The sequence below is a fragment of the Pseudomonas sp. ArH3a genome, from assembly GCF_022648765.1.
Lineage (GTDB): Bacteria > Pseudomonadota > Gammaproteobacteria > Pseudomonadales > Pseudomonadaceae > Aquipseudomonas.
The window spans coordinates 3976383-3996790 of sequence record NZ_CP080330.1; the positions used below are offsets into that span (position 1 = coordinate 3976383).

Here is a 20408-nt window from a genome sequence, read left to right on the forward strand (position 1 = left end):
AGTGTCCAGCAGGTCATACGATCATGCGCCTCGTTGCCGTCCTTCTTTTGCTCGCACTCACCGGCCACGCCTTGGCAGGGCAAGTGGCAATCGTCATGCCCGGCGGTGGGTTGATGTACAAAAAGGTCGAAAGCATCCGCGAGCGCAAATTCGCCAACCTGGTGGAACAGAAAACCGATTTCAGCTGCGGTGCCGCCGCACTGGCGACCATCCTGCGCCAAGCCTATTGGATGGACGTGGATGAAGACCACGTCATCAAGGGCATGCTGATCAACGCGGACCAGGATCTGGTCCGCACCCAGGGCTTCTCCATGCTTGACATGAAGCGCTATCTGGAAAGCATCCACATGCGCGCCAAGGGCTACCGGATTACGCCTGAAGTGCTGATCACCGTGAAAGTGCCCGTGGTCGTTCTGCTGGAAATTCGCGGCTACAAGCACTTCGTGGTGTTGCAGCGTGCCGACAAGGAGTGGGTGTATATCGGCGACCCCGTGCTGGGTAACAAGCGCTATGCCAAGGAAGACTTCGTCAAGGGCTGGAACGGCATTGTGTTCGCGGTGATCGGCGAGGGCTATGACAAGGCCAACGCCCTGCTCACGCCGCCCACCCCGCTGACCGCCAAGAACCAGCTGAACGAGTTCAGCCCGGTGCGCGACAGTGAATTGATGGACTTCGGTTTCATCCAGAGCGACTTCTTCTAGAGGCGCAATAAGGAGCAGGATGCTCCAGGAGCAAACGATGAACACTCTCCGTTGGCTGACGGTCATGTGCCTGGCAGCCTCAGCACCGGCTTACGCATCCTCCGCGTTCAAGCCGATCGAACTCAAAGACTCGGAAATGGCTGACCTGCGCGGGCGTTATGTGATGCCCGGACGGATCGTCAGCTTTGGCCTGGTGATGAGCAGCACCTGGACCAACGCCGCCGGTGCAACCGTCACCGGTACCGCCAATATGCAGGTCAACGCTTCCACCATCACCCCGCAGTTCTACGTGCAGATTACCGGCAACGACGGCACCGGCGTGGTCAAGCAGCCTAACGGCACCGGCACTGTGGTGGGCGGTGCGGGCCTGGGCACGGGCCAAGGCGTCACGCAAAGCGTGCGGGCGGCAGGTGACGGTAACACCGCCAATAACGGCGTCGACATCAATGTGACGAAAAACGGCCTGGCGCCGGCCAATTACGTGCAATCCGGGCAGGCCCTCGTTGCCGGCCAGCCGATTACCGGCGGCACGGCGGCCGGCCAAGTCACGGTCACGGCTAAAAATGGCGGGCTGCAAATGGCGCTTCAGGCCAACAACAACCAGGGCAATGTGGTGCAGCAAATTGGCGGCGGCAATGTCCTGCAAGGCACGGTTATTCAAGGCAACAGCAATTTCGTGAACAACCTGACCCAACTCAATGTGGTGCTGGGCAACAACGGTTTGAACAACATCACCCAGAACCTGAATCTTGATCAACTCAAAGGCCTACGCCCTGCCGGTTATTGAACTACGCTGAGCCACGACACTTACGCATTAGAAAGGGACGGCTTATTTCATGCATCGATCGTTATCGTTACGTGCCGTGATTTGTTTGAGTACGCTCCTACCCGCATCCGTGCTGTATGCCGCGCCGGATACGGATATCGAGACGTTGAAACAGGAACTGCTGGAGCTCAAACAGCGTTATGAAGTGCAGCAAAAAGCACTGGCCGTATTGGAGCAACGCGTAAGACAAGTAGAAGATCAACCTGCCACGCCGGCACCCAAACGCTTGGCCAAATCACCTGCCGACTTCCAGAAAGGCGGCACCACTGTCGCCGGCAATACACGCGGGGTCGGCGCTGCTGCAGCTTCTGGCGGCGCAGCGGGTGGCAGTTCCTACGGGCAAAACCTGAAGGACGACTCGGCGCCGGCACAAAGTGTGAGCAACTTGTACAACGAGGCCAGCGGCTTTTTCGGCAACGGCAAGTTCAGCTTTGAAACCGGCATCACCTATGCGCGCTACGACGCGCGCCAGTTGTCGCTCAACGGCTTTCTGGCACTGGACTCGATCTTCCTCGGCAATATCAACCTGGACCGGATCAAGTCAGACAGCTGGACCCTGGACCTCACCGGCCGCTACAACCTGGACAACCGCTGGCAGTTCGACCTGAACGTGCCGGTGGTGTACCGCGAAGCGACCTACCAGTCCGGTGGTGCCGGCGGCGATGCCAAAAACACCTCGGAAGGCTCGGTCACCCGAGACCCAACCATCGGCGATGTCAACTTCGGCATTGCGTATAAGTTCCTCGATGAGAGTGCCAACCTGCCGGACGCGGTGGTGTCATTGCGGGTCAAGGCGCCGACCGGCAAGGAACCCTATGGCATCAAGCTGATTGAGCAAGCCGGCAACGATAACCTCGCGATACCGGAAAGCCTGCCAACCGGTAACGGTGTGTGGTCGGTGACGCCGGGCATTTCCCTGGTCAAGACGTTCGATCCCGCGGTGCTGTTCGGTTCGCTGTCCTACACCCATAACTTCGAGGATTCGTTCAGCGACATCAACCCCAACGTCAACCAGAAAACCCCCGGTAAAGTCAGCCTGGGTGACAGCTTCCAGTTCGGTGTGGGCGTCGCTTTCGCCCTCAACGAGAAGATGAGTATGTCGTTCTCGGTGTCCGACCTGGTGCAACGTAAAAGCAGGGTCAAGCAGAGTGGCCAGGATTGGCAATCGGTGGTCTCCAGCGATGCGAACGCCGGTTATTTCAACGTCGGCATGACCATTGCGGCGTCGGAGAACCTGACGATTGTGCCGAACCTGTCCATTGGGATGACGGATGATGCGCCGGACTTTACGTTCAGTTTGAAGTTTCCGTATTACTTCTAGGGACAGCCGGGCGCGGAGCGTCCCTGGCCACAAAGAAAAGCCCCGCAACGATAAGCGTCGTTGCGGGGCTTTTCGGTTTACCCGCCCTAGCGGATCTGGTGTTTGTGCAGCAACCGGTAGAAGGTCGGCCGGGAAACCCCCAGCACACGGGCCGCGACACTCAGGTTGTCGCTGTGCCGGTTGAGCACATCGCACAGCGCCTGACGTTCGGCGCGGTGCTTGTAATCTTCCAGTGTAGCCATCGGTGGCGCGATTGCCTGCTCAACTTGCAGCCCCAGATCAACGGCTTCGATCTGCCGCCCTTCCGCCAGCACCAAGCCACGGCGTACACGGTTGGCCAACTCGCGCACATTGCCCGGCCACGGGTGTTGCCCCATCGCCACCAGCGCATCTTCGCTGAAACTGCGTGGGCGACGCCCGGTTTCCTGACTGTAAAAGCGCGAAAAGTGATTGGCCAGCATCGCCACGTCGCCATGGCGCTCACGCAGCGGCGCGGTAATCACCTGCAGGACATTGAGCCGGTAATACAAGTCTTCACGAAAAGTGCCCTTCGCTACCGCCGCTTCCAGGTCGACGTGTGTCGCCGCCAGTACGCGCACATCCACCGGGATGGGCTGGCTGCCGCCGACGCGTTCGATTTGTTTTTCCTGCAGAAAACGCAGCAGGTTGGCTTGCAGTTCCATCGGCAAATCGCCGATCTCGTCAAGGAACAGCGTGCCACCGTGGGCCGCCTCAATGCGCCCGACCTTGCGCTGGTGCGCGCCGGTAAACGCACCTTTTTCATGGCCGAACAGCTCGGACTGAATCAAGTGTTCGGGGATCGCGCCGCAGTTGATCGCGACAAATGGCTTGGCATGCCGCTGGGATTGACGATGCAGGGTCTTGGCCACCAGCTCTTTACCGGTGCCGCTGTCGCCGCGAATCAGTACCGGCGATTCGGTGGGCGCAAGCTTAGCCAGCAATTTACGCAGTTCACGGATGGGTCGGCTGTCGCCGAGCAGTTCATGTTCCGGCTCGTCGACCAGCGCGTAGCCTTTGCCGCGCAGGCGTGCCATGCCGAACGCACGCCCCAGCGTGACCTGCACGCGTGCCACATCAAAAGGCAATGTGTGGAAGTCGAAAAACCATTCGCAGACAAAATCACCGACTTTTTGCAGACGCAGAACATCCGGGCTGAGCACGGCGATCCATTCGGTACCGCTGCGGCTGATCAATTCCTTGACCGCTTCTGGGCGTTCAAGGTGCTCGGGCTGCAAGCGCAGCAAGCCCACATCACACGAGCGATCGCCCACCGCACCTAGGGCACAGCTGTCCACTTCCCACCCGGCGGTGCGCAGGCCGGGCAATAGCCCATGGCAGTCGTCACAGGGATCGACCACCAGCAGGCGACGTTGGGCAGGTGTAACAACCATGACTATTCCTTGGCGCCAGAATTATTAAAGTTATTTAGAAACAATGGTTTGTGATGCCTGGCGCTAACACTAGCAAGGTATTGACGCGCGCCTTGTACCGTTTCGCTATAAGTGTTGGCAAAAAGCCACCCCCCGGACTTTTCGACTAAAGACTAGAGGCGCGCCGAAACGTTCATTCAGCTTCCAAAACAGCCGCTTACATGACGTTAATCACGGAAAGTTAAAATTTCTTGCTCTAGGATGTGACCCGTACCCCGCCATCGTGCATCAGTACAAGTAACTAGCCGTTTGGCTCGCCCAACCGACGGCACTCACTTGAATGGGCATTTAGAGAGAACACCCACATGAACGCCCCGCTCCGCATCAACGAAGCTCTTTTGATCGCAGACCGTGCTTTCCAGCCCTTTCAGTGCGTGGCCTGGCACGATGGCAATGGCGCCCTCAGCCTGAGCGTCATCGACCGTACCAATACCCGTATCGGCAGCAAACAACTGTCTTCGAGTGCCTATACCGACCCGGCGCAACTGGAAGATTTGTTGTTGCAGGCGCGCGCCGAACTCGACAAAGATGGCCATCAGTTGCAATCGTGGGCAATGCCGAAGTAATGCGAGGCAGCAACTTGCGATCATTGTCTGCAAGCAGAAACAATGATCGCAAGTTCGCTGTTAGAGCGTGGCCAATTCAAACTGGCGCAGTTACTTCTGCGCGAGAATAAACCGCTCGATAGCTTCGGCTGCGCCATCCTCGATATTACTGCCGGTGACGACGCTGGCTTGACGCTTGACCACTTCTTCGGCCTGGCCCATGGCAATCGACAACCCTGCCACGTGAAACATCGCCGGGTCGTTGCCACCGTCACCGATGGCCAGCGTTTGCTCAAGCGGCACCCCAAGGTGCGCCGCCAGGGTCTTCAGGGCTTCACCCTTGTTGGCGAGCATGGCGGTCACGTCCAGGTACACCGGTTGTGAGCGCGACACATGCGCCAACCCTTCGACCTTGGGTTGCAGCTGTGCTTCCAGCTCTTTGAGCAATTGCGTGTTGTGACTGGCGGCGACGATCTTGTCGACTCGATCCAGGTACGGCTCGAAACTCTCGACCACCACCGGCCCGTAGCCCAAGCCATCCGCTTCCCGCGCGACCATAGGGCCAGGCGGGTCACGGCGCAGCCAATCACCGTCGGCAAACAGCCAGACTTCTACGTCCGGCTCTGCGCTGAACAGCGCCAGCGCAACCAATGCCGCGTCTGCCGGCAGATGATGCGCCAGCAGTATGCTGCCATCGGGGTTGACCAACGTACCGCCATTAAAGCCCGCTACCGGCACATCAATGCCAAACGCTTCGACCATCTGCATCATGGCCTTGGGCGGCCGCCCGCTGGCCAAGCTGAAGAACACCCCGGCCTCGCGCAAAGCGCGCACCGTGTCGATGGTGCGCTGGCTAGGCGTGTGGTCAGCGCGCAGCAACGTGCCGTCCATATCACTCAGTACAAACCGGATGGGATGGATCGCGGCGTCACTCATCCGAGGCTATGCCAGGTGCGGCCATCGCGGGCCAGCAAGGCATCGGCAGCGGCCGGGCCATCTTCACCGGCCTTGTAGGCCTGGATACCGTCGTCTTCTTTCCAGGCATCCAGGAACGGCTGCACCGCACGCCAGCCGTTTTCGATGTTGTCGGCGCGCTGGAACAGGGTCTGATCACCGGTCATGCAGTCGTAGATCAGGGTTTCGTAACCCGTAGACGGCTGCATCTCGAAGAAGTCCTTGTAGTCGAAACCCAACTCGATATTGGCCATTTCCAGGGTCGGCCCAGGTTTTTTCGCCAACAGGTCGAACCACATGCCTTCGTTCGGCTGGATCTGGATTTTGAGGTAGGTGGGCTTGAGCTCATCCACTTCGGTATCGCGGAACTGCGCGTAAGGCGCGTGCTTAAAGCAGATCACGATTTCAGTGTCGCGAATGCTCATGCGCTTGCCGGTGCGCAGGTAGAACGGCACGCCGACCCAGCGCCAGTTGTCGATCATCACCTTGAGGGCCACGAACGTCTCGGTGCTGCTGTCGGGCGCGACGTTGGCTTCTTCGCGGTAACCGGGAAGCGCCTTGCCGCCGATCTGGCCGGCGGTGTACTGGCCGCGTACCGAGTTGGCCCGCGCATCTTCCAGTGACCAGGGCCGGATGGCCCCGACGACCTTGGCTTTCTCACCGCGTACCGCATCGGCGCCAAACGCTGCCGGCGGCTCCATGGCGACCATCGCCAGCAGCTGGAACAGGTGGTTGGGCACCATGTCGCGCAGGGTGCCGGTTTTTTCGAAGAAATTACCCCGGGTTTCCACGCCGACGGTTTCCGCCGCGGTGATTTGCACGTGGTCGATGTAATGGTTGTTCCAGAACGCTTCGAACAGCACGTTGGAGAAACGGCTGATGAGAATGTTCTGCACCGTTTCCTTGCCCAGGTAATGGTCGATGCGATAGATCTGCTTCTCGCTCATCACTTTGAGCAGGCACGCGTTCAGCGCTTCAGCGGTGGCGAGGTCAGAGCCGAACGGCTTTTCGATCACCACACGACGGAACGCGTCATCGGTTTCGTTGAGCAAACCGGCGCTGCCCAGGCGCTGCACCACTTCACTGAAGAAGCGCGGTGCAGTGGCCAGGTAGAACACCGCGTTACCGGTGCCGCTGTCGGCGATTTTCTTGCTGATGTCGGCATAGGTGCTGTCGTCGAGGAAGTCACCCTCGACGTAGCTGATACCTTTGGCCAACTGCGCCCACAGCTCAGGGTCCAGGGCGTTGTCGGCATTGCCCTTGACCTTGCTCGCGGCCTCGGTGCGGATGAAATCCTCGAGCTTCTTGGCGAAGTCGGCGTCACTGATGGCGTTGTGATCAACGCCGACAATGCGCAGGCCATCGCCCAGCAGCCCGTCACGACTCAGGTTGTAAAGCGCAGGCATCAGCAGGCGCTTGACCAGGTCGCCATGGGCGCCAAACAGAAACAGCGTGGTGGGTGGAGCGGGTTCGGCCTTGGGTTTCTTGCCGTTAACGGTCATTTTTTGGAAGTCTCCACATGGCCGCCAAAGCCGAAGCGCATGGCAGACAGCATTTTGTCACCGTAGGTGCTCTGCTGGCGGGAACGGAAACGCGCGAACAACGAGGTGGACAATACCGGTACCGGCACCGCTTGCTCCATGGCCGCTTCGATGGTCCAGCGGCCTTCACCGCTGTCGGCCACGGAGCCTGAGTAACCGTCGAGTTTCGGGTCGGTAGCCAGGGCGTCGGCAGTCAGGTCCAGCAGCCAGGACGAGACCACGCTGCCACGGCGCCAGACTTCGGCGATGTCGGCGACGTTGAGGTCAAAGCGCTGGTCTTGCGGCAGGTTTTCCGAGTTCTTGGTTTTGAGGATGTCGAAGCCTTCGGCAAAGGCCTGCATCATCCCGTACTCGATGCCGTTGTGAATCATCTTCACAAAGTGCCCGGAACCGGCCGGGCCAGCATGGATGTAGCCGTGCTCGGCGCGGCTGTCAGCCTGGGCGGAACGGTCCTTGGTGCGTGGGATATTACCCAGGCCCGGAGCCAGGCTGGCGAAGATCGGGTCGAGGCGCTGCACGGTCGCGGCGTCGCCACCGATCATCATGCAATAGCCACGTTCCAGGCCCCAAACGCCGCCAGAGGTGCCGACGTCGACATAGTGCAGGCCTTTTTCCGACAGCGCTTTAGCGCGACGTACGTCATCCTTATAGTTGGTGTTGCCGCCGTCGATGATCACATCACCGTCTTCCAGCAGTTCGCTCAGTTCATTGATGGTGTTTTCAGTCGGGTCGCCTGCAGGCAGCATGACCCAAACGGCGCGCGGCTTTTGCAGGCCGGCTACCAGGGCTTTCAAGTCGGCGACGCCGGTGGCGCCCTCCTCGCTCAAGCCTTTTACAAATGCTTCGTTACGGTCGTATACAACGGTGGTATGCCCATTGAGCATCAGGCGCCGCGCAATGTTACCGCCCATGCGGCCTAGTCCGATAATCCCCAGTTGCATGTGCTGATGCTCCTAACTGCTAAAAAATGTGTGACATAGTTTATAGCGCAATGAGGCTAATGAGGGTTAGTCCAGAGCAGATCCGTGTAGTTTCATGACAAAAAAATAGCCATCGTTTCAGCATCACGGCCCAAAAAGTCACAAGACCATCAAAAATAAAAAAGTTCCCTTGATTCAAAAAAGAATTCAGAATTGCTTCCGACTGTTGTCGAGAACCTTGATTTAAGCGTTCCGGCACCGCGATCTACCGGCTATTTGCGAGGTAAGCAATGAGCACAGCACAGATGACCCGCCCGCCACAGACCCTCTACGTCAGCGTCCGACGCGATGAATTGCGCCAGTTGAAAGACGAGCGCGATCAGTTGCAGCAGGAAGTGCTGCGCCTGCGCTCACACCTTCAGGCCCAAATCAACCTAGCCTCCGGCACCCAGCCCGCCCTTTGCTGAACGTAAGCTGAACGAACCGTTCAGGAATAACTCACAAAGTTTTCACATCTTCCTCCCGATACTCCCGCCGAAAAGGGCCGCCCACGTGCGGTGGCCCTCTGTTGCGCGCATTCCTGCGCGACGACTGGCAATTATCGGGTTGGAGCGCTGGATGGCGATGTTCAAACGCAGCACGAAGTCTGCGAAAGGCTTTGATTGGGCTGGCCTTGGCTGGCTGTTCCTGTTTTTCTGGTACTTCTCGGGTATTACCCAACTTCTGATCCAACTGACCGGCACCTCCGGTTTCAGCGGTTTTCGCCAAGCGTTCTTCATGAGTGCGCTGTGGCTGGCGCCGATGCTGCTATTCCCACGGCGTACACGCTTGCTCGCCGCCTTGATCGGTGTGGTGCTGTGGGCCTGTTCCATGGCCAGCCTGGGTTACTTCTTCATCTACCAGCAGGAATTTTCGCAAAGCGTCATCTTCATCATGTTCGAGTCGAACATCTCTGAAGCCGGCGAATACGCCACCCAATACTTTGCCTGGTGGATCGTGCTGGCGTTCATCGCCCATACCGCCCTGGCTGTTTTTCTGTGGACCCGCGTGCGTCCGGTTTACTTGCCGCGTGGCCAGTCGATACTGGCGGCGACCGCCATCGTAGTGGCCGTGGTCGGTTACCCGCTGGTCAAACAGATTGCTACCAATGACAGCATGGAACACGCCATCGACGGTTTCGAGACCCGCATCGAACCTGCGGTGCCGTGGCAGATGATCGTCGCTTACCGCCGTTACACCGAACAGTTGAACAGTATGCAAGGCATGCTGACCAGCGCCAGCCAGATCCCGCCCCTGAAGAACCTCAAGGACAGCATGGCCGGCCAGCCGTCGACCCTGGTGCTGGTCATCGGTGAATCCACCAACCGTCAGCGCATGAGCCTTTACGGCTACCCGCGCAACACCACGCCGGAACTGGACAAGCTGCGCGACCAACTGGCGGTGTTCGATAACGTCATCACCCCGCGCCCCTACACCATTGAAGCGCTGCAACAGGTGCTGACCTTCGCCGATGAAGAGAACCCGGACCTGTACCTCAAGACGCCGTCAATCATCAGCGTGATGAAACAGGCCGGCTACAAGACCTACTGGATCACCAACCAGCAGACCATGACCAAGCGCAACACCATGCTCACGACCTTCTCCGAACAGGCCGACGAGCAGGTGTATCTCAATAACAACCGCAACCAGAACGCCCGCCAATACGACGGCGACGTGCTGGCACCGTTTGCCAAGGCCATGGCCGATCCCACCGAGCGCAAGTTCATCGTGGTGCACCTGCTGGGTACGCACATGAGCTATCAGTACCGCTACCCGCCGACCTTCGACAAATTCACCGATCGCCAGGGCGTACCGCCGGGCATCAGCGACGCGCAGCTGCCGGTCTACAACAGCTACGACAACGCCGTGCTGTACAACGACTTCGTGGTATCAAGCCTGATCAAGGACTACGCCAAGACCGATCCCAACGGTTTCCTGCTTTACCTGTCAGACCACGGCGAAGACGTGTACGACTCGGTCGGCCACAGCACCCTGGGGCGTAACGAGGGCAAGCCGACGGCACCGATGTACACCATTCCCTTCATCGCGTACGCCTCACCGAAATGGCGCGAAACCCACAACTGGAGCTTCGCAAGCAGCCTGCAGCGGCCCTCCAGCAGTTCGCAATTGATTCACACCTGGGCAGACCTCGCCGGGCTGAGCTTCGATGAATGGGACCGCAGCAAAAGCCTGGTCAATGACAGCTTCAAGCCGCGCCCATTGATGATTGGCGACCCCTATATCGCCCAGAAAAAAGGCCTGATCGATTTCAGCTTGATCAAGCCGAAGAAGCCGGATGCGGCTGAGGTGGTTGCCAAATAGCTGAGGGCTCTGCAACAGAAAGATAACAATCATTCTCGTTTAAGCCTAAAGTTCTCCGCCTCCTTTCGTCTTTGAGCCATGGCCTTCCCTTTCCGGGGCGGCCTCAAAGACGACAAGGAGTCTACCGCGATGTTCGCGCCTTTTACCCGTTCAATGACCCTCACCCTTGGCCTGTTCGGCGCTGTTTTAAGCCCGGACCTGCTGGCTGAAACCGACCCCGAACACCCTCCGGCGAAAGCCCTTGAGCTGGGCGCCACAAGCATCACCGCCGAAGGCCTGGGCGCCAACACCGAGCACACCGGGGCCTACACCACGGGCTCGATGAGTACGGCGACCAAGCTCGACCTGTCCATTAAAGAAACCCCGCAGTCGATCTCGGTGATCACCCGCCAACAGATGGACGACTTCAATCTCAACACCCTGACCGACGTGCTGCGCCAGACCACGGGTGTCAACGTCCAGCACAACGACTCCGACCGCGTTTCCTATACCTCCCGTGGCTATGGCATCACCAATTACCAGGTTGACGGTATGCTCAGTACCTTCGGGTATATGAAGTCAGACGCCGACACCATCATCTACGACCGCATCGAGGTCGTCCGCGGTGCCACGGGGCTGACCACCGGTGCAGGCGACCCCTCGGCCACCGTCAACATGGTACGCAAGCGCCCTACCGCAAAATGGCAGGCCAAGACCGGCGTGAGCGCTGGCAGCCATGACAACTACTACAGCTACGTGGATGTGGGCGGCCCACTGGCATTTGACGGTCGCTTACGCGGGCGCAGCGTGCTGGCCTACCGCGACAGCAAGTCGATCCGTGACAACTACGGGCTACAGCGCACCGTCGGCTACGGCATTCTAGAGGGCGATCTTTCAGACGACACCGTGCTGGCCGTAGGCTTTGATTACCAGGACAAGCACGTGCAAGGTACCTCCTGGGGCACCGTGCCTTACTGGAACAGCCAAGGCGGCAAGGCCAAGCTCTCGCGTTCCACCAACATGGCGGCGGATTGGAGTTCCTGGCCACTGACGGACAAGACCACCTTCGTGACGCTGGACCATCGGCTCGCGGGTGACTGGCACCTGAAAGCGGCCTATACCCATCGTCAAAGCGATACGGACGGCAAGGTCTACTATGGCGGCGCCGGCTTTCCTAATGAAAATCGCAGCGGCATGAACGCCTGGAGCAGCCATATGCTCGGCACCTCCAGAATGGAGGCCATTGACCTCAGCCTCGCCGGGACTTATGCGCTTGCCGGTCGCGAGCACAAGCTGATGGTGGGGTATGCGGAAGCCGCGCAACGCGACACCTCACCGTTTATGCGCAGGGGCAAAACACCAGACGGGTACAACACCATCGACGACTGGAAATACATGGGCGGGATCGGCAAGTTTCCCGACACGGTCACCCACCTCAAAGGTGAACACAGCAATAAAAAACAAAAGGCGGGTTACCTTGCCACTCAACTGAACCTGACCGATCGCCTGCACGCCGTGCTGGGCAGCCGTTATGGCAGCTGGGAATACGAAACGGCCGTCCCTGACTATGACGCCAACGACCAGCTGAAGAACAGCGACAAGTCCCGCCAGACGCACAATGATATGTGGACGCCTTATGCCGGGCTGCTCTATGACCTGACGCCGGAGTACACGGTCTACGCCAGTTACACCGATATTTTCACACCGCAGGACGCCCTCGACGCAAGTAACAAGTACCTGGAACCCGTCGTAGGTAGCAATTACGAGGTGGGCCTCAAAGGCAGCCTGCTGGAACAGCGCTTGAATGTGGCCGCGGCTTATTTCTGGAGCACCCAGAACAACGTGGCAGAACGGGACGACTCGGTACCACCGAACCCGACCACAGGCGAGGAGTACTACAAATCCGGTGGCAAAGGTAACAAGGTAAAGGGCTTCGAACTGGAGGTCGCCGGTGAAGTCATGCGCGATTGGAATGTGACTGCCGGCTACACCTATACCCACTCGCTGAATGGCTCAGGCAAACGCAACAATACCGAACAGCCACTCAACCTGCTGAAGGTCTCCAGCGCCTACCGGCTGCCTGGCGCGTGGCACAAGCTGACCGTCGGTGGCGCGGTCAACTGGCAGAGCGACACGTATGACTTCAGCAACCGCCCGACGGGCGCCCGGGATGGCGAGGGCAACCTGATCACCACGCGGGCGAAGATCACCCAACAGGCCTACACCGTGGTCAACCTGATGTCGCGTTATCAGTTCGACGAGCATGTTTCGGCATCAGTTAACGTCAATAATCTATTTGATAAAAAATATTACGAACGTATCGGCTTTTATAATGGCGTGTATTGGGGAGACCCGCGCTCTATCACGCTCGCGCTGGACTGGAGGCTTTAAGCCACGCCCCCGAAGTTAACACAATCGTTAACTTTTGGGGCGCGCCCCGTTAATTCCCTCTTAATAAGGCCCCTCCAAACTCGCCCCATGAATCTGATCAAGGAGCGACCGGAAACCTATCACTCTTAATGGGAATACTGCCATGAAACTCTCGACCTTGATGCTTGCCAGCCTGATGACCCTGACCTCCGCTGCCGCCTTTGCAGAAGGCGGTTCAGAGCGCTCCAAGCAGTTTTACAACGACTTCACATTCATGCAGCAAAAGACACACGGCACGGCTGACAAAACAGCGATTGCCGATGGCAAGACTGTAAAGCCTCGCACTACCGAACAACCGGATGCCGAGCAAAAACCGAACAGCTAATTTAATACTTAGTTAATCCGCACTACCCTGCGCCATTCCGCTCCGTTGGCAAAGGTTAACTTGGCGCCATTTAATGGCGCCTTTTTTTGTTTTGAGTTTAATAACCGCAACTATTAAAGCGGCTTATTCCAGAACAACATGCGCCCGTGAGCCGGGTCAAAAATCGAATCATCAAAACCGAACTTGCGATACGCCGACTGAGCCACCTCATTGCCCTCGAGCACCTCCAGGGTGATCTTGCAGCAACCACGCTGACGCGCGATCTCTTCGACCTTCTGCAACATTTTCTGACTCAACCCCAGGCCCCGAAACTGATTCATCACCACCACGTCGTGAACGTTAACCAACGGGCGGCAAGCAAACGTCGAGAACCCTTCAAAGCAGTTAACCAACCCCGCCGGCTCGCCGCCGACAAACGCCAGTACGCTGAACGCGTGGGCGCGCTTGGCCAGTTCGGCGGGCAGTTGCTGCAGCAAGTCCGCAGGCAACGTATGGCCGCCGCCCATTGGGTCTTCGGCGTAATGGTTAAGCACCAGGCCGATGGCCTCGGCATGAACGGGGTTGGTGTAGCTGGCTTGCAGCACCAGGATGTCTGGGGTGTCCATGTCCTTCCTCAATCACGACAACAAGGGAATAGGCTCCCTTTTAGGGGAACAATTGTAAGCGCGGAGCAGGCAGTAGATGAAGGAGATTAACTACAGATGCCCGATAGAAAGCGCGAAGGTTGTGCGCATTAACAGGCACCATCAGCCTCGGATTTTTCCTATGCGCCGAAACGTTGAAGTTGCATCTCTTGTAAGCGGCTCAGGGTCCGTCGAAATGCAAACTCAAGATAGCCTTCGGTATAGAGGTTTTGCAGCGGCACGCGGGCCTCGATGAACAACGGCACTTTACGGTCATAACACTCGTCCACCAGCGCTATAAAACGCCGCACGCTGTCATCATGCACCGACAATTCAGGTAACTCACGATCACCGGCCACGACGCGCTGGGCAGCATCTTCGGTGCCCCGGGCAATGCGCGCCGGGCGTTTTTGCGCGCTCAGGTTGGGGACTTCACCCAGCAGAATCGCCTTGAAGCGGTCGCACAGCAGCATAAAGTCCATGGCCGCCAGCGGCTGTTCGCACAGATCACAGTAGCGGCACCACAGCACCGTGTCGCTGGACTGCACCGCCACAATCGAACGATAACCAACCGTGACCGCCCCGCCGCTCACCGCCTGCCCTTCACTCAGTTGCTTGAATACCGTGGCAAGTGCATCCGGCTGGTTCACCCAGTAGCGTTGCAGGCCCACACCAGGATGCAACCGGTGATCTTCACCACCGTCTACCGCCACCACTTGCATGTGCTGCTTGATCGCCTCAATGCCCGGCAGGAAACGCTCGCGATTGAAGCCGCCGGCGTAGAGCTGGTCGGGCGGCTGATTCGACGTGCAGACCACCACCACGCCCTCCTCGAACATCACCTGGAACAAGCGGCCGAGAATGATCGCGTCACCGATGTCATTCACGAACAGCTCGTCGAAACACAGCACGCGTACTTCCTGGGCGAGTTCCCGAGCCAAAGCCTGCAAGGGGTCCTGGATACCGCTGAGCTGGAACGAACGCTGATGCACCCAGCCCATGAAGTGATGGAAATGCTGGCGTCGCGCGGGCACCCGCAGGCTTTGGTAGAACTGGTCCATCAACCAGGTTTTGCCGCGCCCCACCGGCCCCCACAGATAAACCCCGGTGATGGGCGCGCGGCCTTGATGCAAGGCCTCGTGGCAGGCTTGCAGGGCTTGCACCGCCTGGCACTGGGCGTCGTCGGGGACGAACCCTTGCTGGGCGATGGCGTGTTGGTAAGCGGCGAGAGGCGAGTCGAAAGTCATGCGTGCCAGTATGACTTACAAGGAGATATCCAGCCGTGAAATCTTGCCCTGCCCGTTCAGGCGGAAGGTGTAGCGCAGCTCCAGCGGGCTACCGGGGAAATTGCCGGAAACCACATTACTGACCAACACCTTGCCGGTGCGATGCTGCACGTTGAGTACTTCGACCCGCGGCTGGTAGCGACGCCCGGTGTCTTCCATCCAGCGGGCAATGGCGGCACTGCCGGCCTGATGCTCGCCCTCATCGAACACGTTGGCGTCCTCGGCAAACCAATCGGAAACGGACGAAATGTCGCGGGTATTCGTCGCAGTGATATAGGCCACGATGGCCGGCGCCAATTCAGCAGTAGACATGGCACAGCTCCTTGTTTGGTGATTTGTAACACCATGCTAAGCCAGGGCTGTGTCAGTTTTTGTCAGGAGTAAACGGCCCGGCTTCATTCTGCTCCATCAACTTGCGCCAGGCGCGTAGCCAGTCGCTGCGTCGCCCCGGATAACGCTCGCCGTGGGCTTGGGCGGCGGCCACCCGGTCGGTGCGAAAAGTGCGATAGGCACCGCGCAATTCACACCAGGCCACGATCACCCGTACCTCGTTGAGAAAGCCCAGGGCCAGCGGCCAGATCAGGCGCTGGCTCTGGGTTTGGCTCGCGTCTGCGTAATCGATATGCAATTTGGCCTGATTGCGAATGGCCTCGCGAAACATATTAAGCGGCACACGGTTTTCCGGGTAGCCAAACCCTGGCGGGCCCGGCAGCAACGTCGGGTTACGCAGGGCTTCCTGCGCCGTCGGGTCAAGCACATCTGCAATCTTCGCCAAGGCGTTCGCGGCGGCGCGGCTCAGTACCTCATCACCGCGCTGATCCACGTAGCGCAAGCCCAGCACGATCGCTTCGGTTTCGTCGGCGTTGAGCATCAATGGCGGCAGAAACAAGCCGCTGCGCAACACATACCCTACCCCGGCCTCGCCGAAAATCGGTGCGCCCAAGGCGGTCAATTCGGCGATATCGCGGTACAGCGTGCGCTCGGAAACTTCCAGCTGTGCAGCCAGTACGGCGGCTGTTACCGGGCGTTTTTTGCCGCGCAGGGCTTGGAGCAAAGTCAGTAGACGAGTGGTACGCGACACGTTGATCCCGCCTGAAAAACGAAAATGTGCCGCAGCTTAGCAGAGCCCCCTGTCAGAAAATGTCAGCAGTAAAAAAGCCGTCTGACTGAATAGCTGACGCAGATCATTTTGTTTTCAATGGCGACCTCGCAGCGGGTGGCAACTTACTAAATACCGGCGCGCGCCCTCGGCCAACCGTTATCTGAGACGAAAAAAAACGGCCTGAGCAGGCCGTTTTTTTTCAAGCGCAGAACTTACGCAAGGCTCTTGCTGACCACCTCGAACACATCGCTGGACAGCTCACCGCAGGCACGAATGCGCTCCAGCTGCGCCTTCATCAGCGCCTGGCGCGCGCTGTCGTATTTGCGCCAGCGGGTCAACGGCGCCAACTGGCGCGAGGCGATCTGTGGATTGAAGGCGTTCAACTGGATCACCAAGTCCGCCAGGAAACGGTAGCCCGAGCCATCCGCCGCGTGGAAGTTGATCAGGTTCTGCCCGGCAAACGCGCCGACCAGTGCCCGTACCTTGTTCGGGTTCTTGATGTTGAACGCCGGGTGTTCCATCAACGCGTTGACCCGCGCCAGCCCGCCCGGCAAGGTGCTGCCAGCCTGCACGCTGAACCACTGATCCATGACCAACGGGTTGTCCTTGAAGTTCTCGGCAAACACCGCCAGCGCCTTGGCCTTCTCGGCCTCGAACGGCGAATTCACCAACACCGCCAGCGCGGTCAGGCGTTCGGTCATGTTGTCGCTGGTGTCAAACTGGTCCAGCGTCGCCACCAGCACTTGCGGCTTGCCGCTGAGCATCAGGTACGACAGCGCGATGTTCTGCAAGGCGCGACGGGCAAAGTGCTCGGCCGCCGCCACGTACGGCGTCTGCTTGGACAGCTCGCGATTGGCCTGGTAGCGCAGCCACAGCGATTCATAGAGGTTGTCGGCCAGCTGCTTGCGGGCAAACTCACGGGCAGCGTGGATCGCATCCACATCCGCCACTTCACTGATTTCGGTCAGGTAGGCTTCGCTTGGCAGCGAGAGCATCTCGGCGACCATCGCCTGGTCCAGGCTTTCATCGCTCAACACCGTGCGCAGCGCGTCGATCAAGCGCTGATCCAGCTTCAGCGGCTGACCCGCCTGATGCTGACCGATCAGCTCCTGCAACACCTGCACCGACAGTTGCTGGCCGGCATCCCAGCGGTTAAAGCCGTCGCTGTCATGCTGCATCAGGAACATCAGCTGGTCGCGGTTGTACGGGAAGCTCAGTTTCACCGGCGCCGAGAAGCCGCGCAGCAACGACGGCAACGGCTGCTCGGCGATATCAACGAACGTGAAGGTCTGCTCGGCTTCGGTCACCGAAATCACCCGGGACGTGGCGCCAGCGCTTGCCTCACCGGCGAGGCGCAAGGCGATAGCGGCGCCCTTCGCGTCCAGCAGGCCCAGCTCAACCGGAATCACGAACGGCAGTTTTTCAACCTTGTCCGGGGTTTGCGGGCAGCTCTGGCGGAAGGTCAGGCTGTAGGTCTTGGCAGCGGCGTCGTAGGACTCGCTCACCACCAGGCGTGGCGTGCCGGCTTGGCTGTACCAGCGCTTGAACTGCGTCAGGTCGGCGCCGTTCGCATCTTCCATGGCCTTGATGAAGTCGTCGCAGGTCACGGCCTGGCCGTCATGGCGTTCGAAGTACAGGTCGCTGCCTTTGCGGAAGCCTTCGGCGCCGAGCAAGGTGTGGATCATGCCGACCACTTCCGAGCCCTTTTCGTACACGGTCAGGGTGTAGAAGTTGGAGATTTCGATAAAGCTGTCCGGGCGCACGGCGTGGGCCATGGGGCCGGCGTCTTCGGCAAACTGGTGGGTACGCAGGTACGCCACGTCCTGAATGCGCTTGACCGTGGCCGAGTTCATGTCGGCCGAGAAGCCCGAGTCGCGGAACACGGTGAAGCCTTCCTTCAACGACAGCTGGAACCAGTCGCGGCAGGTCACGCGGTTGCCCGACCAGTTGTGGAAATATTCGTGGGCGACGATCGCCTCGACCCGCTGGTGCGCGGCGTCGGTGGCGGTTTCGGCGCGGGCCAGCACGGCGCTGGAGTTGAAGATATTGAGGCCCTTGTTCTCCATGGCGCCCATGTTGAAGTCATTGACCGCCACGATCATGAAGATGTCGAGGTCATACTCGCGGCCGTAGGTCTCTTCATCCCAGCGCATGGACTTTTTCAGGCTGTTCATGGCGTGCTGGCACTTGTCGATATTTTCTGGCTCGACGTAGATGCGCAGCGCCACTTCGCGGTGGGTCATGGTGGTGAAGGTGTCTTCAACACACCACAAATCACCGGCCACCAGCGCGAACAGGTAGGCCGGTTTCTTGAACGGGTCTTCCCAGGTCGCCCAGTGGCGGCCGTCTTCACCCGGGCCGCTGGCGATCGGGTTGCCGTTGGACAGCAGCACCGGGTAGCTGTGTTGCTCGGCGATCACGGTGGTGGTGAAGGTGCTCATCACGTCCGGGCGGTCGAGGTAATAGGTGATTTTACGGAAGCCTTCAGCCTCGCACTGGGTGCAGAACATGCCGCTGGATTTGTACAGGCCTTCCAGGGCGGTGTTGGTTTCCGGATGGATGCGCACGCTGGTGTCGACCGTGAAGGTCTCGCTGGTCGGGTGCAGGGTCAGGTGGCTGTCGGTCAGCTGGTAGTCGGCTGCGCTCAGTTCACGGTCGCCCAGGGTGACGCTCAACAGCTCCAACTGCTGGCCATCGAGCAACAGCGGCGGCAGGCCGGCGCCGCGCTCGGGGTTGCGGCGCATCACCAGCTGCGCGTGGACCAGGCTGTGGTCCTCGAACAACTCGAAGGTCAGGTGCGTCTCTTCAATCAGGTAGTCCGGCGCCTGATAGTCCTTCAGGTAAATCATCTTCGGTTGTTCGGTGCGCATGGGTGGCATCCTTCTACTGATGCACGGCGAGCTGGTAGGCCGTGTACTTACGAATGTTGATAACGCCGGTGTCGAAGATCAGGTATTGGCCCTTGATCCCCAACAGCGTGCCTTCGGCAATCGGGTTCTTGTCCAGGTTGAAGCTGACGATCTTGGCGGGATACTGCTCCACCGGGTAGCGGATTTCGAGTGGTTCGATGTCGGTTACCGGTTGGATGGCTTGTAGGCCAAAGCGTTCCTGCAAATTCAACAGGCCTTCGGCGCACGAGGCGAACAGCTCATCGCGCACCTGCGCAAGGTCCACCGATTGCGCGTCGCCCTTGAGTAAAGCACGCCAGTTGGTCTTGTCCGCCACTTGGCTGCGGAACAGGTCTTCGACGAAACCTGACTGCTGGCGAGTCGCAACGCGCATGATCGGCAGCGCCTGGCTGGCGCCCTGGTCCAACCAACGGGTTGGCAACTGGGTGGCACGGGTGATGCCGACCTTGATGCCCGACGAGTTAGCCAGGTACACCACATGGTCGGTCATGCAGAATGTTTCGCCCCAACCCGGATCACGGCAGGTGCCGGCGTCGTAATGGCAACGCTCGGGGCTCATGATGCACAGGTCGCACTGGGCCAGTTTGGTCATGCACGGGTAGCAGTAACCCTGGCTGAAACTGGTCTTGGTCTTGCGACCGCAATGGCTGCAATGGATGGCGCCGAGGTATTCCAGGCGCACGTGAGTGCCGATCAATGGGTTGACCGGCACCTCGGTATCGCCAAGGCGAAACGCGTATTGAACGGTCGGCTCACCGAGTTGCGCCGACATTTTGCTGACTGCACCGCGACCAATTTCAATCAATGGATCGCATCCGACTTGAACAGAATGTTCGGCACCGGCGCCGACTTGGACGCACATTCCTGCGGGCCCATGTAGCCGGTACGCTGCTCTTCTGGCAGGTTCTGGATTTCCCAGGCGATCACCGCTTGCAGCGACAGTTCGCGCTGCTCAGCAGTGAGCTTGCGGCCATCGGACCACTTGCCGATTTCCACGGCGAGCTTGAGGCTCTCGTAGACGTCCGGGGTGATGTTTTCGATCATTTCAGCAAAAGACGACATGTGCACAACCTCTAGATAACGGTCGCTGGTTCAGCGAATGCAATGATGACAATTGACGGCCGGGCGCGATAC

The 20408-nt window shown here is 59.2% G+C and carries 19 protein-coding genes; 8 read left to right on the forward strand and 11 right to left on the reverse strand.

Features of this window, described 5'->3' with window-relative positions; all coding sequences use genetic code 11:
• Window positions 1–23: 23 nt before the first annotated feature.
• From K0P33_RS18205 to K0P33_RS18215, 3 genes are read left to right on the forward strand one after another with little or no spacing between them, the layout of a single operon-like run.
• A complete protein-coding gene (locus K0P33_RS18205) occupies window positions 24–701 on the forward strand; it encodes a C39 family peptidase (protein ID WP_242150267.1) in 678 nt (225 codons plus the stop codon).
• A gap of 37 nt (window positions 702–738) precedes the next feature.
• Window positions 739–1488: a hypothetical protein gene (locus tag K0P33_RS18210; RefSeq protein ID WP_242150270.1), complete on the forward strand. Its 750-nt coding sequence runs from the start codon at window positions 739–741 to the stop codon at window positions 1486–1488.
• Window positions 1489–1537: 49 nt separating this feature from the next.
• Complete coding sequence (locus K0P33_RS18215; protein WP_094950677.1) at window positions 1538–2848, forward strand: hypothetical protein; 1311 nt, start codon at window positions 1538–1540, stop codon at window positions 2846–2848.
• 86 nt (window positions 2849–2934) lie between these two features.
• Here the strand turns inward: K0P33_RS18215 and K0P33_RS18220 are convergent, their stop codons facing one another.
• A complete protein-coding gene (locus K0P33_RS18220; RefSeq protein ID WP_094950676.1) occupies window positions 2935–4260 on the reverse strand; it encodes a sigma-54 dependent transcriptional regulator in 1326 nt (441 codons plus the stop codon).
• Window positions 4261–4604: 344 nt separating this feature from the next.
• Here K0P33_RS18220 and K0P33_RS18225 point away from each other — a divergent pair, with 344 nt between their 5' ends.
• A complete protein-coding gene (locus tag K0P33_RS18225; protein WP_083358686.1) occupies window positions 4605–4865 on the forward strand; it encodes a hypothetical protein in 261 nt (86 codons plus the stop codon).
• A 90-nt stretch (window positions 4866–4955) separates the two neighbouring features.
• Here the strand turns inward: K0P33_RS18225 and K0P33_RS18230 are convergent, their stop codons facing one another.
• Genes K0P33_RS18230 through gnd form a run of 3 tightly spaced genes read right to left on the reverse strand, consistent with a single transcriptional unit; the run spans window position 4956 to window position 8280 of the window.
• Entirely contained in the window at window positions 4956–5780 is an 825-nt protein-coding gene (locus K0P33_RS18230) for an HAD family hydrolase (RefSeq protein ID WP_094950675.1), read from the reverse strand.
• Entirely contained in the window at window positions 5777–7300 is a 1524-nt protein-coding gene (gene zwf / locus K0P33_RS18235; protein ID WP_094950674.1) for a glucose-6-phosphate dehydrogenase, read from the reverse strand. The genes K0P33_RS18230 and zwf overlap by 4 nt, the downstream gene beginning before the upstream one ends.
• Window positions 7297–8280: a phosphogluconate dehydrogenase (NAD(+)-dependent, decarboxylating) gene (gnd, locus tag K0P33_RS18240; protein WP_094950673.1), complete on the reverse strand. Its 984-nt coding sequence runs from the start codon at window positions 8278–8280 to the stop codon at window positions 7297–7299. The genes zwf and gnd overlap by 4 nt, the downstream gene beginning before the upstream one ends.
• A 269-nt stretch (window positions 8281–8549) precedes the next feature.
• Between gnd and K0P33_RS18245 the strand changes: the two genes are divergently transcribed.
• The 4 genes from K0P33_RS18245 to K0P33_RS18260 all read left to right on the forward strand — a co-directional run bounded on the left by K0P33_RS18245 (window position 8550) and on the right by K0P33_RS18260 (window position 13354).
• On the forward strand, window positions 8550–8726 hold the full coding sequence (locus K0P33_RS18245; RefSeq protein WP_155296013.1) for a DUF6026 family protein: 177 nt from the start codon (window positions 8550–8552) through the stop codon (window positions 8724–8726).
• A gap of 151 nt (window positions 8727–8877) precedes the next feature.
• Window positions 8878–10620 carry a phosphoethanolamine transferase CptA gene (locus K0P33_RS18250; protein WP_242156075.1) on the forward strand — a complete coding sequence of 581 codons (1743 nt, stop codon included), beginning with the start codon at window positions 8878–8880 and terminating at the stop codon, window positions 10618–10620.
• Between the two features lie 129 nt (window positions 10621–10749).
• A complete protein-coding gene (locus tag K0P33_RS18255) occupies window positions 10750–12990 on the forward strand; it encodes a TonB-dependent siderophore receptor (RefSeq protein ID WP_242150274.1) in 2241 nt (746 codons plus the stop codon).
• Window positions 12991–13132: 142 nt separating this feature from the next.
• Window positions 13133–13354 (forward strand): hypothetical protein, encoded by a 222-nt coding sequence (locus K0P33_RS18260; RefSeq protein ID WP_094950670.1) that lies wholly within the window; start codon window positions 13133–13135, stop codon window positions 13352–13354.
• A gap of 113 nt (window positions 13355–13467) precedes the next feature.
• On the opposite strand, the gene K0P33_RS18265 is transcribed toward K0P33_RS18260, so the two are convergent.
• The 7 genes from K0P33_RS18265 to K0P33_RS18295 all read right to left on the reverse strand — a co-directional run bounded on the left by K0P33_RS18265 (window position 13468) and on the right by K0P33_RS18295 (window position 20336).
• The gene (locus K0P33_RS18265) at window positions 13468–13959 is read right to left on the reverse strand and encodes a GNAT family N-acetyltransferase (RefSeq protein ID WP_094950669.1); all 492 of its coding nucleotides are present in this window, start codon (window positions 13957–13959) and stop codon (window positions 13468–13470) included.
• 158 nt (window positions 13960–14117) lie between these two features.
• Window positions 14118–15224 carry a cell division protein ZapE gene (gene zapE, locus K0P33_RS18270; RefSeq protein ID WP_242150278.1) on the reverse strand — a complete coding sequence of 369 codons (1107 nt, stop codon included), beginning with the start codon at window positions 15222–15224 and terminating at the stop codon, window positions 14118–14120.
• 15 nt (window positions 15225–15239) lie between these two features.
• Window positions 15240–15575 (reverse strand): nuclear transport factor 2 family protein, encoded by a 336-nt coding sequence (locus K0P33_RS18275; protein ID WP_094950667.1) that lies wholly within the window; start codon window positions 15573–15575, stop codon window positions 15240–15242.
• Window positions 15576–15627: 52 nt separating this feature from the next.
• Window positions 15628–16344 (reverse strand): YafY family protein, encoded by a 717-nt coding sequence (locus tag K0P33_RS18280; protein ID WP_242150280.1) that lies wholly within the window; start codon window positions 16342–16344, stop codon window positions 15628–15630.
• A 233-nt stretch (window positions 16345–16577) separates the two neighbouring features.
• On the reverse strand, window positions 16578–19235 hold the full coding sequence (pepN, locus tag K0P33_RS18285) for an aminopeptidase N (protein ID WP_242150283.1): 2658 nt from the start codon (window positions 19233–19235) through the stop codon (window positions 16578–16580).
• 13 nt (window positions 19236–19248) lie between these two features.
• A complete protein-coding gene (locus K0P33_RS18290) occupies window positions 19249–20079 on the reverse strand; it encodes a DUF2797 domain-containing protein (RefSeq protein WP_094950664.1) in 831 nt (276 codons plus the stop codon).
• Entirely contained in the window at window positions 20076–20336 is a 261-nt protein-coding gene (locus tag K0P33_RS18295; protein ID WP_094950663.1) for a DUF1315 family protein, read from the reverse strand. Before K0P33_RS18295 ends, K0P33_RS18290 begins: the two co-directional genes overlap by 4 nt.
• Window positions 20337–20408 lie beyond the last annotated feature (72 nt).